Source organism: Trinickia symbiotica (assembly GCF_003028655.1).
Classification (GTDB): domain Bacteria; phylum Pseudomonadota; class Gammaproteobacteria; order Burkholderiales; family Burkholderiaceae; genus Trinickia; species Trinickia symbiotica_A.
The window spans coordinates 280,986-296,294 of sequence record NZ_PYUC01000007.1 but is presented as its reverse complement, the minus strand read 5'-3'; the positions used below and the strand labels follow the sequence as shown (position 1 = coordinate 296,294).

Below are 15,309 nucleotides of genomic sequence, written 5' to 3'. Positions count from 1 at the left end.
CTTATGCCGCCGTGTCGGGTGTGGTGCGATTCCACGGGAGACGTGAGGACCATCTCGCGAGCCTTGCACGCAATCGGTCGAGGTAGAGATAGATGACGGGGGTCGTATAAAGCGTGAACACCTGTGACAGCAGCAGACCGCCCATCACGGTGACGCCGAGCGGCTGGCGCAACGAGGCGCCCTGCCCGATCCCGACCGCGAGCGGCACGGCGCCGAGCACGGCGGCGGCCGTCGTCATGAGGATCGGCCGCAGACGCATCACGGCGGCTTCATGAATCGCCTGCCGCGTATCGCGGCCTTGCTGCCGCTGAAGCTGGATCGCCACATCGACCATCATGATGCCGTTCTTCTTGACGATGCCGATGAGCAGAATGATGCCGATCAGCGCGATGACGGAAAACGGCGTACCGAAGATCAGCAGCGCGAGCGTGGCGCCGATGCCGGCCGACGGCAGCGTCGACAGGATCGTGAGCGGATGGATCGTGTTCTCGTAGAGGATGCCGAGCACGATGTAGACGACGCCGAGCGCGGCGAGAATCAGCAGCGGCACCGTGCCCATCGATTGCGAATATGCTTGAGCGGCGCCCGCGAACGCGCCGTGCACCGAGGCGGGCATGCCGATTTTCTCGGTGGCGTCGCGGATCGCTACCGCCGCCTGGCTCAGCGACCCGTTCGACGGCAGGTTGAACGATATCGTCGCGGCCACGAGCCCGCTTTGATGGTTGACTTGCGTCGCAGTATGGCTGTTCGCAAAGGTCATGAAGGCCGGCAGCGGCACCATCGTTTCCGCCGCGGTGCTGTCCGCGCTGCCTGTCGAGCCGCCGCCCTTGCTGTTGGCAATGCTGTTCGTCGTCGCGTTCGCTTCGGCGTTTGCGTTCAGCGAGCTAGTGCCTGATGTCGAAAGCGACGAGCCCGTCGTGCTGCCCGTGCTGGACACGGCCGAGTATGAGGAAACCGCGGAAACCGTGCCCGACGACATTTGCGTTTGCGCCGTGCCGCTCGCGTTACCCGCCGCTTTACTCAAGAATATCTGGTTGAGCGTCTGCGGGTACTGCCAGTACTGGGGCGCCACCTCCATGACGACAAAATACTGATTGAGCGGGTTATAGATGGTCGATACGGTGCGCTGACCGAAAGCATCGTAGAGCGTATTGTCGACCTGATTCGGCTGAAAGCCGTACCGCATCGCCGTGGCACGGTTGATATTGATGAAGGTTTGCAGGCCGTTTTGCTGCAGGTCAGAGTTGACGTCCTGCAGTTGCGGGTACTTGCGCAGCGCGTCGACGAGCTTCGGCGTCCACTCGAACACGGCTTGCGTGTTGTCGCTCGTCAGCGTGTATTGATACTCGGCCGCCGATTGCCTGCCGCCGATGCGCAAATCCTGCTGCGCCTGCAGAAAGAGCCGTGCGCCCGACACCTGATTGAGCTTCGGCCGCAATCGATTGACGACCTGTTGAGCGGAGGCATGCCGCTCGTTGAGCGGCTTCAACTCGATGAACACCATCGCCGTATTCAGCGCGCGGCCTCCGGCGAAGCCCGCGACCGATGCCACGGCCGGGTCCTTCTTGACGATTGCCTGCAGCTGCGCAAGCTTCTTCGCCATCGCGGGGAACGAAATGCTCTGGTCGGCGATGATCTGGCCCATCAGAACTCCGTTGTCCTGCTCGGGAAAAAACGTCGAAGGGAGCAGCTTCGCGAGGAACACATTCGCGACCAGCAAGCCCAAGAGGATTAGGACGACGATGAACGAGTGATCGAGCGCCAGGTAAAGCGAGCGCGAGTAAGCCTCTTTGAACCGTTCGAACTGCATCTCCGTCCACCTCGCCCAGCGGCTCGTCGAATGCGAGGCGTTCTCTCGGCTCAGCACGTAAGCGCACATCGCCGGCGTCACGGTCAGCGAGACCACGAGCGAGACGAGGATCGCAATGGAAAGCGTCACCGCGAACTCGTGAAACAGCAGGCCGACGATGCCGGGCATCAGCAGGATCGGCAGGAATACGGCGATCAGCGAGAGGCTCATCGAGATCACCGTGAAGCTCACTTCGGCGCTGCCGCGCATCGCCGCCTCTCTCGGGCTCAACCCCAGCTCGAGATACCTGACGACGTTCTCGAGCACGACGACCGCATCGTCGACGACGAAGCCCGTGCCGATCGTCAGCGCCATCAATGAGAGATTGTCGATGCTGTAGCCAAGCAGGTACATCGGGCCGAACGTGCCGACGATCGACAATGGCAAGGCGACCGCGGGCACGAGTGTCGCGCGCGGCGAGCGCAGGAAGACGAACACGACGCCGACGACGAGCAGCACGGCGATGAAAAGCGTGCGCTGCGTATCGGCCACGGATGCTTTGACCGACTCGGAATGGTCGAGTGCGACATCGACATCGACGCCTTTCGGCAGCGTCGCCTCGATCGACGGCAGAATCTTGTGGATCTGCGCGACCGTGTTGACGATGTTGCTGCCGGGCAGCGGGTAGAGAATCGCGATGACGGCCGACTTGCCGTTATAGAGCCCGACGTTGCGGATGTTTTCGTTCGAATCGATGACAGACGCGACGTCATGAAGCATGACGGGCGCGCCGTTTCGATAGGCGATCACGACGTCGCGATACGGCGCGGCTCTCGTGATCTGGTCGTTCGAGAGCACTTCGTAGCGCTCGCCTTCGACGTCGAGATGCCCTTTCGCACTATCGGCATTGGCGGCGCCGATCGCGGCGCGGACGTCCTCGAGCCCGATGCCATAGCTATTGAGCTTGCCCGGATCGAGCTCGACGCGCACCGAAGGCAGCGCGCCGCCGCCGAGCGTGATCTCGCCGACGCCGCTGACTTGCGAGAGCTGCTGTTGAAGGACCGAATCGGCGGCGTCGTAGAGTTGGGCCTTCGTCAATGTATCCGACGTCAGCGCCAGCACCATGATCGGCGCATCGGCCGGATTGAATTTGCGGTAGGTCGGGTTCGCGCGCAGCGTCGTCGGCAGATCGGCGCGCGCGGCTTGCATCGCCGCCTCGACATCTCGCGCCGCACCGTTGATGTCGCGATCGAGCGCGAACTGGACGATGATTTGCGACATCCCCACGTAGCTGATCGACGTGAGTTCGTTCACGCCCGCGATCGTCCCGAGCCTTCGTTCGAGCGGCTCGGCCACGGTCGTCGCCATGATCTCCGGGCTCGCGCCCGCCATCTGCGCCTGCACGACGATGACGGGAAACGTGACGTTCGGCAGCGGCGCCACGGGCAGCTTGAAATAGGCGAGCATGCCCGACAACACGATCGCGACGGCGAGCAACGTCGTCGCGACGGGCCGGCGAATGAAAAGCCCCGGGAGGTTCACGACGGCATCTCCCCGCCCGCCGCGGTGCTGGGCCTGCGCCCGAAGCGACGGGCCAGCCGGTCGAAGAAGAGATAGATGACGGGCGTCGTAAAGAGCGTCAGCACCTGGCTCACCGTCAGCCCGCCGATGATCGCGAGGCCGAGCGGACGGCGCAGTTCCGAGCCCGTGCCGGTACCGACGAGCATCGGCAGCGCGCCGAGCATCGCGGCCATCGTCGTCATCAGAATCGGCCGAAAGCGCAGCAAAGACGCTTCGAAGATCGCTTCTCTCGGGGACTTGCCCTGATCGCGCTCTGCCGCGAGCGCGAAGTCCACGATCATGATCGCGTTCTTCTTGACGATACCGATCAGCAGCACGATGCCGATGATCCCGATGACGTCCAGATCCTTGCCCGCGATCATCAGGGCAAGCAGCGCGCCGATGCCGGCCGAGGGCAGCGTCGAGAGGATCGTCACGGGATGAACGAAGCTCTCGTAGAGCACGCCGAGCACGATGTAGACGGCCACGATCGCCGCGACGATCAGATAGATCTCGCTCGAGAGCGAATCCTCGAACGCCTGCGCGGCGCCCTGGAACGATGCCGTAATCGACGGCGGCAGGCCGACGGCATGTTGCGCATCTTCGATCTGACGCACGGCCGTGCTCAACGATGCGCCGTCGGCAAGATTGAACGAGATTGTCACGGCGGGGAACTGCGCAAGGTGGCTGATCACGAGCGGCGACTTCACGATCTTGATCGTCGCGATTCCAGAAAGCGGCACCTGGCCGGTCGATCCCGTCTGCGTCGGCAGATAGAGGTTGCCGAGCGATTGCACGTCGGGAATCGTTTCGGGTTTCGCGACGAGAATGACGCGGTATTGATCGGACTGTTGGAAGATCGTCGAGACGATACGCTGCCCGAGTGCGTCGTAGAGCGCATTGTCGATCGTCGCGGGCGTGATGCCGTAGCGCGCGGCGAGTTGCCGGTTGACCTCCACATCGATGCCGAGGCCATCGTTGTTGAGATCGCTCGTCACATCGACGATCGAATCGATCCGCTTCATGCGGTCGACTAGCGCCGGCACGTACTTCGCAAGCACAGCCTGGCTTGGCCCGCGCAAGACGAAGCGATACTGATTCGGGGAGATCGTCGTGTCGAGCGTCAGATCCTGTTCGGGCTGCACGTAGAGCTTGATGCCGGGCACGTTTTCCACTTCGCGCCGCAGCCGCCTTGCGATGGCTTCCGCGCTGTCGGAACGCTCGTCGACGGGCTTCAGGTTGATCAGGAAGCGTGCATTGTTGAGCGTGACGTTCGTGCCGTCGATGCCGACGTACGAAGTCAGCGACGTGACGTCGGGATCGCGCAGAATGACGTCGGCCAGCGCCGATTGGCGTTCGACCATCGCCTTGTACGAGACGGAGTTGTCGGCCACGCTGATGCCCTGAATGACGCCGACGTCCTGCACGGGGAAGAGCCCCTTCGCAATGACAGCATAGAGCAGCACCGTGAGCGCCACCGTCGCGCCCGCGACCGCGAGCGTCAGCCGCTGATGATCGAGCACCCAGCGCAGCCCGCGCTCATAGGCCGCGAGCGTCTTGTCGAACAGGCGCTCGCTCACACGCTCGAAGCGGCTCGGATGCCGTTCCGCCTGCGCGCGCAGAATCCGGGCACAGAGCATCGGCACGACGGTCAGTGAGACCACGGCCGATAGGACGACCGTCACGGCCAGCGTCACGGCGAATTCGCTGAACAGACGCCCGATCACGCCACCCATGAACAGCAGCGGAATCAGCACCGCGATCAGCGATACCGTCAGCGACAGAATCGTGAACCCGATTTGGCCTGCCCCTTTGAGCGCCGCCTGCAGCGGACTGTCGCCCTCCTCGAGATAGCGGACCACGTTCTCGATCATCACGATCGAGTCGTCGACGACAAAGCCCGTCGCGATGATGAGCGCCATCAGCGAGAGATTGTCGATCGAGTAATGGAGCTCGTACATCGCCGCGAGCGTGCCGATCAGCGAGACGGGCACGGAGATACTCGGAATGATCGTCGCCGGAATGTTACGCAGGAAGACGAAGATGACGGCCACGACGAGCACGACGGCGAGCACGAGCTCGAGCGCCGCGTCGCGCACGGAAGCGCGAATGATCCCCGTGCTGTCCGAGACGACCGTCACCTTCATGCCCGCCGGCAGCGTCGATTCGAGCGCCGGAAGCTGCTTCATGATCTGATCGACCGTCTTGATGACGTTGGCCCCCGGCTGGCGCTGCACGTTCAGGATAATCGCCGGGGTACGGTTATAAGTCGCTCCCTGCGCCACGTCCTGCGCCGCCGAGGTCACGCGCGCCACGTCGTGCAGATAGACGGGCGAGCCGTTCTGATACGCAATGACGGTGTCGAGGTAGTCCTTCGGGTCCGCGATCTGATCGTTGTCGTTGATCGTATAGTCGAGCTCGGGTCCGTCGAAGTTGCCCTTCGGCTGACTCACGTTGACGTTCGCGAGCAGCGTGCGAAGGTCGTCGAGATTAAGGTTGTAGGCGGCGAGCTTCTTCAGATCCGCTTCGACGCGAACGGCCGGCACATTCCCGCCCGCCGTCGTGACCAGGCCCACCCCGGGCACTTCGGAGATCTTCGTGCCGAGCCGATTGTTCGCGTAGTCCTGAAGCTGAGTCAGCGACATCGACTTCGACGTAACGGCCAACGTGAGGATCGGCCGGTCCGCGGGATTGACCTTCGCGTACGTCGGCGGCGCGGGCAAGCCGCTCGGCAAGTAACTGTTCGCCGCGTTGATGGCCTGCTGGACGTCCTGCTCGGCCACATCGAGACTCAACGAAAGGTCGAACTGCAGCGTGATGATCGACGAGCCGTCCGAGCTGTACGACGTCATTTGCTGCAAGCCCGGGATCTCGCCGAGCTGCACTTCGAGCGGGGCTGTCACCGTGGTCGCCATCACGTCGGGGCTCGCGCCCGGATATGACGTATGGACCTGAATCGTCGGGTAGTCGACGTTCGGCAACGACGAAACAGGCAGATAGCGCACGGCCACCATGCCGATGAGCACGAGGGCGATCATCAGCAGCGACGTGGCTACCGGCCGGAGAATGAACGGACGGGAAAGACTCATCGGGTCGTCGGCCTTTGTTCAGGACGCTCGAGTTTCGCCATCGCTCGAGCGATGGTGCGCATGCGCCCCACTGGCCGCGCTGGCCGCGCTCGACGCCGCCGCGCCGCGCGCGCCCGCAGCACCGGCGACGCGTATCTTGGCACCGTCGCTCAATCGGTCCATGCCGTCGGTGACGACCCGCTCGCCTTGCGAAAGACCCGAGAGGATGGCCGTGTACCGACCGTCGGTCGGCCCTGTCGTCACTTTGTGCACGGAGACCGTATCGTCCGCATTGACGATATAGACGTACGTGCCCGGCGCCCCGGTTTGAACGGCCGGCGTGGGCACGAGCACGGCATTGTGCAAAGTATCGACCAGCAGCTTCACGTTGACGAACTCGTTCGGGTAGAGCTTCTCGTCGTCGTTCGCGAACATCGCGCGCAGCATGACGGTACCCGTGCTCGTCGCCACCTGATTGCTGATGGCGTAGAGCGTGCCCGTTGCGATCTGCTTGTTGTCGTTGCTGCCATAGACGGTGACGGGCAGCTTCGCGCCTGACTGCATGCGCTCGAGCACCGGACCCAGCGAGTCCTGCGGCACCGTGAATTCGACCGTCGCCGGCTTCATTTGCGTCACGACGGCGACGCCCGTCGAGCTCGACGCCGTCACGTAGTTGCCTGGATCGACAAGACGCAAGCCGACGCGCCCCGAGATCGGGGATGTGATCCGGCAATAGGCCAGATCGAGGTCGTATTGCGCGATGCTGGCCTTGTCGGCCTTCACGGCGGCCTCGTCTTGCTGCACCGTGAACTGCTCGTCGACGTAAGTCTGCTGCGCAATCGATTTCCTGGCGTTCAGCTCCGCGTAGCGTGCAAGATCGGAGCGCGCTTGTCCAAGCGCCGCCTGGTCCTTCGCGAGCTGTGCCTCGGCCTGCTGCTTGTCGATCTCGTACTGGCGCGGATCGATCTGAACGAGCAACTGCCCTTTTTCGATGTCCTGACCTTCCTTGTATGCGACGGCCGTCAGATAGCCGCTCAATTGGGGCAGCACTGTCACGGTCGCGATCGGCGTGACTGTGCCGAGCTCGGCGAGCGTTTCGGGCATGTCGCCGAGCGTCGCGGGCGCGACCGTGACGACCTGTGCCGGCGTGCCCGTGCGTGGTGCGCCTCGATGCGTCACGTGATAAACGATGATGGCGACGACGAGCGCGAAGAGCAGCAGCGCTGCGACCGAGCGCCAGCGACGCGAACGGTTGACCGGGTTCGAGACGGTTTGACCGACTTCGTTCAATTCCTGCATAGGGCGAGCCAAATAGTTGAGCGCCGCGACGGTTCGCCGTGGCAAGCGGAATGCAGGCTCGACTTTATCGAAAAGTCAGGAAAATGGCGGCAACGATCCGTTACGGCGCATTTCGTTCGTTAACATGAAGGCCGCTTGTAATACTGTGTGATGTGGTGCGCCGCACATGCCACGCTTGCGGAGACCGGGCCGACGTCGTCATGCCGATGCCAGCAATCGCGCGAGATGCGCCGCTGCTTCTTCGAGTGTATGAAGGTTGTGGGCCGCAAGCATCGTGTCCGCATATCGGTGCAGTGCGCTCGCTCCACGCGCGACGGGTGTGTATTCCTCGAAGCGCATCATGGGATTGAGCCATAGCAGACGGCGCGCACGACGTTTGAGCCATCTCAGCTCGTCGTGCAGCACCTCGGGGTTGCCCGTCTCCAGCCCGTCGGTGATGATCAAGACGACGGTACGGCCGCCGACGAACCGGTGCGCGTAGCGCCGGCGCAATTGCTCGAGCGAGCCGCCTATCCGTGTACCGCCCGCGAAGTCGTCGATCGCCGCGTTCGTGCGCGCGAGCATCTCATCAACATCGCCGCACTCGAAACATCGCTTCAAATCGGTGATATGCGTACCGAACGCGAATACATCGCGCCTGCCCTCGAGCGGTATGGCCATATGCAAGAATGCAAGCCACATCCGCGCGTAGCGTTCCATCGAACCAGAGACGTCGACGACGGCTAGCAATGGAAGCCGTTCCCGCCTGCGTCTCACGCTCGGCAGGCGAATCAGTTCGCCGCCGGTACGCACGCCTTCGCGCAGCGCGCGCGGCCAATCGATTGGACTCGAGCTCGCGGAGCCGCCTGTCGCCTGATGACGCCTCGCCTTCGCGCTCGGAAGTGCCACGGCAATGCTGCGCGCAAGCCGCTGCACCTCGCGATACTCGAGCGCGTCGAGCGTACCGAAATCCGAAAATCTGAGCCGTTCTTTGTCGCTCGCCGTCAGCAGGCCGCTGAATCGGATGCGGTACTCGACGACGGGCGCCGTTCTCGCACGTGACCATTGCGGGGCTGCGTCTCGGATCCGTCGGCGCTCCTGCGCTCCGGCCGAGTCTACCGCTTCCTGAAAGGCCTCTTGCGCAACGGGCTGACCGTGCGATGCGCCCGCATCGAACCAAGCGTCGAAAAGCGCATGAAAAACGAACCGGTCCGCTTCCCGGCAAATCAACAAGCATTCGAGCGCCGCACAGAGGTCTTCGCGCGCATGGATGCCCACGAGCGAAACCGCCTCCAACGCGAGCGCGATCTTCGATGAATCGACACGAATGCCCGCCGTCCTAAGCGCGCGCGCGAACGCGACGACGTGCCGCAAAAACGCGATGTTGGAGGACGCGCCCGGCTTCGAGACACGCGCGCCGCTCATTGCTCGACTGCCGTGCTCGCTCGAAGAAGGCCTGCCGCGCGCTCGGGCGTCAACGCATCGAGATCATCCGGATCTTTGAAGAGCACGCCGGCCGTTTCCGCGACGATGTCCGGATCAAGTTCGGAGATGCCGAGCACCTTCAGCGCGCGAGCCCACTCTACCGTCTCGGCAACGCCCGGGACGCGATGGAACTCCACATCCGCTGCCCCTTCTCGCAAACGCCGGGCGAACGCGGCGATCTGTTCGGCGAGCGCTTGGCTCGTCTTGGGAACCTGTTCGAGAATGATCGACAGCTCGCGCTGGGCGTCCGGGTGATCGAGCCATTGATAAAGACAGCGGCGCTTGACGGCTTCCCCGAGGTCTCGCGTCCGGTTCCCGGTGAGGATCGTGATCGGCGATACCTCCGCCCTGATCGTACCCAGTTCGGGAATCGTGACCTGGTATTCGCCGAGATATTCGAGCACAAAGGCTTCGAACGGCTCGTCGGCACGATCGATTTCATCGATGAGCAGAACGGCGCCAGGCGACGGCGTCAGCAGCGCCTGCAGCAGCGGGCGCCGTAAAAGGTAACGTGTGTCGTACACCGCCGATCCGCTCTCGCCCCCCTCGCCGGCCGCCTCCGCTGCGCGGATATGCAGCAACTGCGCGGCGTAATTCCATTCATAAACGGCTTGGCGCTGCTCGATCCCGTCATGACATTGCAGCCGAACCAGGCTGCGCCGCAGCATCTTCGCGAGTGCCTTGGCGAGCTCCGTCTTGCCCACCCCGGGCTCGCCCTCGAGCAGCAGCGGGCGATTCATCCTCAGCGCCAAAAAAACCGCGGTAGCGAGCCGCCGAGTCGCGTGGTAGCCGACACTGCGGAGCCCATCGGCCACGCGGTCGATCGTAGGAAAACCCGCGCCGATCGCCGCGTCGCAACTTTCATCGGCCCCCTCTTGCGGATGGATGTGCATGTCTCGAGCCGCGGCTACGCACATTTGGGTTTAGCGAGGACGTTGTCAGACCATGCTTCGCGAATGTGCGGAAAGCGTGGCTGGGAATCCTCTCCGAGCATCATTTGGAGCACACGCGGCGGCGTCAAGGGCAATTCGTAAACGCTCTTGCCCGTGGCATTCGAAACCGCGCAAGCGATAGCGGCGGCCACATTGAGGATTGGAACCTCGCCGGCCCCCTTGACACCCAACGGCCCGATCGAAGGCGCGCCTTCGTGGAGGTGGATGTCCACCGGGACGACATCCTGCGCAAGCGGGACACGGAATGTATCGAGCCCGCTCTGGCGAACGCGCCCTTGGTCGTCGAGCGTGATCTCCTCATGAAGCGCGTACCCGAGGCCTTGTACCACACCGCCCTGGATCTGGCCGGCGATCGCCCGCGGATTGAGCGCGCGCCCGACATCCTGAACGACCGTATAGGAGAGGACTTCGACCTGTCCGGTCTCGGCGTCCACCGCGATCTCGCAATCGTGAACGGCGAAGACGGGAATATCGATCGCATCGATGAAATGCCCCGCCGCGCAGCCGGGCATTGCCGCGACGCCCGGCTTCGTGAACGAGCCGGTGCCCGCTAGCGGCCCAACGGTTTTGTGCGCGTGCTCCACCACTTTCGAGAGGGTGACACCCGAACCGTTTGCGCCGACGATCTCGACGCGCCCGTTGCGAAGAACCAGGTCATCGGCACCCACCTCGAGCATCTCCGAGCCGATGTCGAGCAGCTTCTTGCGAACCTCGACGCTTGCCGCGAGGCTGGCAGCGCCGAGGGCGACTGTTTGCCGGCCTCCGCCGATGCCGACATCATATCCGGCCGCATCGGTGTCGGCCGCGCGTACGACGACGTTTTCGGGCTTGATGCCGAGCGTATGCGCGACGATCTGGGGAAGCGATTGCATCATCGATCCCGATCCGATCTCGACACCGGATGTGACGAGTGTCGCGCTGCCGTCGGCATTGACGTTGACCGTGGCCGCCGAAGGACCGACGAAGATGAACCATGTCCCGACCACCGTCGCGCGTCCGTAGAGACGACCCTCGGCCATATGCTGCTTCGAGCCCCGATCCTTGATGACGATCGACATCTTGTCGAGCATAGGACCCAGGACATCGCCCTCGAAGACCTGCCCTGTCGACCCGAGATCGCCATTGCCGAGCACATTGCGCCGGCGAAATTCCAACCGGTCCATCCCGATCTCGGCGCAAATCTCGTCGGTGTGACGCTCGAGGGCGAAGGTGTTATACACGCCGTTGCAGGCCCGGAACGCGCCGTTGGGCGGCGTGTTCGTATAGACCGCACGCGTGGAGATCCGCACGGAACCGAGCCGATAATTTCCGCCGAGCGTGTGCGCGGTCATCGTTGTCAGGAAGATCTGCTCGCCGCCGTACGCACCGCAATCCATCAGCACGACCGCCTCGCGCCCAACGATCTCTCCTTCGCGCGTCACGGCAGACCGGATCCGTATCTCAGCGTTCTCCCGGCACAGGCAGATCTGCATCTCCTCTTGACGAGTGTTGACGATGCGCACGGGTCTTCCGGTCGCACGAGCAAGCAATGCCGCGAACGGCTCCAGCGCGCAGTCGAACTTGAGACCGAACGCGCCACCCACGGGCGGCACCGTCACACGCACCTGACTCGGGGGAACGCCCAGTACGCGCGCCGTCGTATTGCGAATCGTCCACGGTACCTGCGTCGACGTTTCGATGTGGAAACGCCCGTCCTCGTAGCTGGCCACTACCGCGCGCGGCTCGAACGACAGATGGTTCTGGCGACCCACACGGAACGTCGTGTCGACGATGCGAACGTCGGGACGCGCAAAAGCGGCCTCCGTATCGCCGCGAACGACGGTCGCTTCCCAGGCGATGTTGCCGGCGCGCTCGCTGCCCTCGAAAAGTACTTCGTAGTCCTTCCAATTCGGGTGGACAAGGGGCGCGTCATCGGCCAGCGCTTCTTCCATCGTCAGCACAACGGGCAATGTCTCCCATTGCACGGTAATGGCTTCGGCGGCGTCGCGCGCCTGCTCGAGGGTGTCCGCGGCGACGGCCGCAATCGGCTCTCCGACGAAGCGAATCTGGTCCGTTGCGAACAATTGCTCGTCGGCGATGCCAATGCCGTGACGGTTCGGCGCGTCCTCGCCGGTCACGATCGCGCGCACGCCTGGCATCGTGCGCGCGCGCGTCAGGTCGATGCCTGTGATGCGCGCGGACGCGACTGTCGAGCGCAGTACGAAGCCATGCAGCATTCCGGGGCGTACGCGATCGATCGTGTACTGCGTGCGGCCCTGCAATTTGTCTCGGGCGTCGCGCCTAGGGAGGTTCGACACAGCGGTTCTCGGGTCTGACATATCGGAGATCCCCTATTTGGCCGTCGCGAGCGACACGGCCGCGTCGACGATGCGCTCGTAGCCTGTGCACCGGCATATGTTTCCACTCAACGCTGATCGAATCTCCTCGCGCGTGGCGCCAGGCAGACGCGCCAACACGCCGGTCAGCGCCATCACCATGCCGGGAAAGCACATTCCGCACTGCACGGCATCATGTTCTTCGAGTGCCGCCTGCAGCGCGGATAGCTGCCCGCCTGCGGCCAGCGATTCGACCGTCACGACCTCCCGCTCGCCGAGCGCGCCGATCGGCGTCAGACACGAGGCCGTCGGCTTGCCGTCGACGAGCACCGTGCATGCGCCGCAAAAGCCTTCCCGGCATACCGGCTTGACCCCGGTCAGATAAAGTTCGTCTCGCAGCACATCGATGAGCGGCGTAAGCGAGCCGCCGCGCGCCATGCATGATTCGCCATTGACCTTTAAGGAAATCGCCAATTTGTCCTCCCGCGTTAGGTCCGAAGTTGTGTCTGGATGTCGGCGACGGCGCGAGAAAGAAGCGTCGGCAGCACTTGCAGGCGGTACCAGCCCGGCGCTTCCACACCCTCTCGGCCTTTGAAGACCTGAGCGTGGCGCGTGGCGAGCAGCTTCGCGTGCTGCGCATCCAACGGGCGTCCGACGAGTTCATTCTCCAACTCGAACCATCGCCGTGCTTTGGCTTCAACGGAGCCGACCGCGACCATCGCGTTGCTCACCGATCCGTTGGAAGCGACGTCCAGCGCGACGCTGACGATCGCAACGGGGTAATCGCCAGCCTTGCGCAATGGGAGCCTCGCATGCGCCGAACGATACTCGCGCTTCGGTATCGAAACGCAGCGGACGATGGTGCCCGGCTCGAGCGACGCCCTTGTCTCGAGGAACGCGTCCATCGACATCCGTTTCGATCCGTTCTCGGATGCCAACTCGACCTCGGCAGAAAGGCTCATCAACGCTGGCACAAGATCGGCCGCGGCAAAATCGGTCGCGCACAGATTGCCGCCGATCGTCGCGGCGCCGCGCACGGCGGGGTTCGCCGATTTGCCGGCCGCGTCGGTCAACGCCCGGAGGCCCGGTATGGCGGCGAACTGCAATGCCAACTGCTCATGAGTCACGCAAGCACCGATGCTGATCTCGCGGTCCGTACTCGTGATGGCAGCGAGCTCGTCGATCGCGGCGAGCGACACGTATGCCTTCTTGAGCTTTTCCCGACGAATCGGCGCCCGCATAATCCAGGTTGCACCGGCCAGCGGCGCGCCGCTGTCGCCATAGTCGCGCAACGCAGCGACCGCTTCTTCGACCGTTCCGGCCAGATGTAGGTGGGGGTCAAGCTTCGAGGCCATTCGGCTGTGTCCTTTCATCAACGTTCGCATTGCAAGACGAATCCGCAAATGGGCTCGCATGGCCGAGTCCGAGACCGCGGTACCCGAGAGTAAGAGTCGCAAAATCCAGCGGCCAGATACATCCGAGCGCTCGCACTCGCGCACTGTGCGGCCATCGGGAGCAGCACACTACTCTCGAGTTTTCGCTGGGCTTCGGTAAACGCTTCATTCGATTTCCAGCGAATACCCTGGTTGCTCAGGCTATTTCGGCGATGTAGAGTCAGGCACGCAGCTGCTTCATTGGCGCCAAGACATCACCTCTTGCTGACCCGCAGACCTGCAGTGACCAGTCCGTCGTAAGGGGTACGCGAGCATGCGGAATCAGACCGGCAAGCCAACGCCGATCGCACCGGTTGTCCGGCAGATTTGCACCTATGAAGTGCCGGCTTATCTGCAGCGCGAACGCACCGCTCACGAGTGGGCCGACATCATCGAGCTCAATTACTTCCCGATGGACGTCAAGATCGGGCCGGATTTTCGCGGCGGATCGATCGAGAGAATCGATGCGGGCGGGATCCGCGCGTGCACGTTGTACTGCGATCCGATGGTGACGCAGCGTCATCGCTCACATGCGAATGCGGAAGCCGATGAGTTCTACGTCATCGAAATGCCGCAACTGAGCCCGGTGCTGATCAATCAGCGCGGCCGAGAGGCTTTCGTCGAGCCGGGAAACTTCACGATCGTCAACGGTGCCGAGTCCTACTCGTTCGAGAATCCGGAGCACCTTTGCTTACGGACGCTGCGTATCCCGTGCCGATCGCTGCGCTCAAGGTTGCCTGGCGTCGATGACTGCGTCGCGACGCTCGCTTCCGCCAACCAGGCCTGTACGGCGCTCTTTCTCGATTTCGCCGCTTCCTATTTCAAGCATGCGCCTGCGTTGCCGGCGGAGACCAATGCGCGGATCGAGCAGCAATTGCTCGACCTGCTGATACTCGCGCTCACCGATGAAAGATCGAGCCCGAACGAGACGTCGGTCCGTAGTGGTCACAGGCTTCGCGCGATGAGATTCATCGAGCAACGGTTTTCCGATCCTGCCTTACAGCCCGCAGACGTGGCAAGCGCGATCGGCGTGTCGGAGCGGTATCTGCAGAAGATTTTCTCCGAGAATGGAGAAACGTTGACGGCAGTCATTCGAAGCCGGCGACTGACGGAAGCGAAACGGCTCCTCGCCAAAAGAAAGCAAAACAGACTCAGCGTGACGCAAATCGCCATGATCGTCGGATTCTCCGATCCGGCTTATTTCAGCCGCGTCTTTCGACAGGACGCCGGCTTGGCGCCCACCGACTACCAATAGTCGGCGCTCAGCGGCCAAGGCCGCCCTTGTCCAAAACTTTGGACGCTCCCGGACAAGCCCGATTCTTTTCAGCTTCGTAAAGTAGCGGCATGGCGGCCATCGTCATGGAGACCAGGCGTGCGCCGTGCCTACACGAGCGCTGCCCGTCAGACTCACCACTACAGCCAAGCTCA

General features: G+C 63.2%; 9 protein-coding genes. 1 reads left to right on the top strand and 8 read right to left on the bottom strand.

Translation table 11 applies throughout. The annotated features are described in order from the left end of the window. Position 1 precedes the first annotated feature (1 nt). The 8 genes from C9I57_RS16045 to C9I57_RS16010 form a co-directional block, all read right to left on the bottom strand. Positions 2-3,331 carry an efflux RND transporter permease subunit gene (locus tag C9I57_RS16045; RefSeq protein WP_107151636.1) on the bottom strand — a complete coding sequence of 1,110 codons (3,330 nt, stop codon included), beginning with the start codon at positions 3,329-3,331 and terminating at the stop codon, positions 2-4. Continuing rightward, a complete protein-coding gene (locus tag C9I57_RS16040; RefSeq protein WP_107151635.1) occupies positions 3,328-6,438 on the bottom strand; it encodes an efflux RND transporter permease subunit in 3,111 nt (1,036 codons plus the stop codon). Before C9I57_RS16040 ends, C9I57_RS16045 begins: the two co-directional genes overlap by 4 nt. 18 nt (positions 6,439-6,456) lie before the next feature. Beyond that, positions 6,457-7,716, bottom strand: a complete 1,260-nt coding sequence (locus C9I57_RS16035; protein ID WP_107151634.1) for an efflux RND transporter periplasmic adaptor subunit — start codon at positions 7,714-7,716, stop codon at positions 6,457-6,459. 198 nt (positions 7,717-7,914) lie between these two features. Continuing rightward, positions 7,915-9,120, bottom strand: coding sequence for a vWA domain-containing protein (locus C9I57_RS16030; RefSeq protein WP_107151633.1), 1,206 nt, complete (start codon positions 9,118-9,120; stop codon positions 7,915-7,917). Then, on the bottom strand, positions 9,117-10,073 hold the full coding sequence (locus C9I57_RS16025; protein ID WP_107151632.1) for an AAA family ATPase: 957 nt from the start codon (positions 10,071-10,073) through the stop codon (positions 9,117-9,119). Before C9I57_RS16025 ends, C9I57_RS16030 begins: the two co-directional genes overlap by 4 nt. 14 nt (positions 10,074-10,087) lie before the next feature. Further along, a complete protein-coding gene (locus tag C9I57_RS16020) occupies positions 10,088-12,430 on the bottom strand; it encodes a xanthine dehydrogenase family protein molybdopterin-binding subunit (RefSeq protein WP_258187667.1) in 2,343 nt (780 codons plus the stop codon). A gap of 33 nt (positions 12,431-12,463) precedes the next feature. Further along, positions 12,464-12,922, bottom strand: coding sequence for a (2Fe-2S)-binding protein (locus tag C9I57_RS16015; protein WP_107151630.1), 459 nt, complete (start codon positions 12,920-12,922; stop codon positions 12,464-12,466). Between the two features lie 14 nt (positions 12,923-12,936). Further along, complete coding sequence (locus C9I57_RS16010) at positions 12,937-13,803, bottom strand: FAD binding domain-containing protein (protein WP_258187666.1); 867 nt, start codon at positions 13,801-13,803, stop codon at positions 12,937-12,939. A 352-nt stretch (positions 13,804-14,155) separates the two neighbouring features. Here C9I57_RS16010 and C9I57_RS16005 point away from each other — a divergent pair, with 352 nt between their 5' ends. Further along, the gene (locus C9I57_RS16005; RefSeq protein ID WP_107151628.1) at positions 14,156-15,136 is read left to right on the top strand and encodes an AraC family transcriptional regulator; all 981 of its coding nucleotides are present in this window, start codon (positions 14,156-14,158) and stop codon (positions 15,134-15,136) included. Positions 15,137-15,309 lie beyond the last annotated feature (173 nt).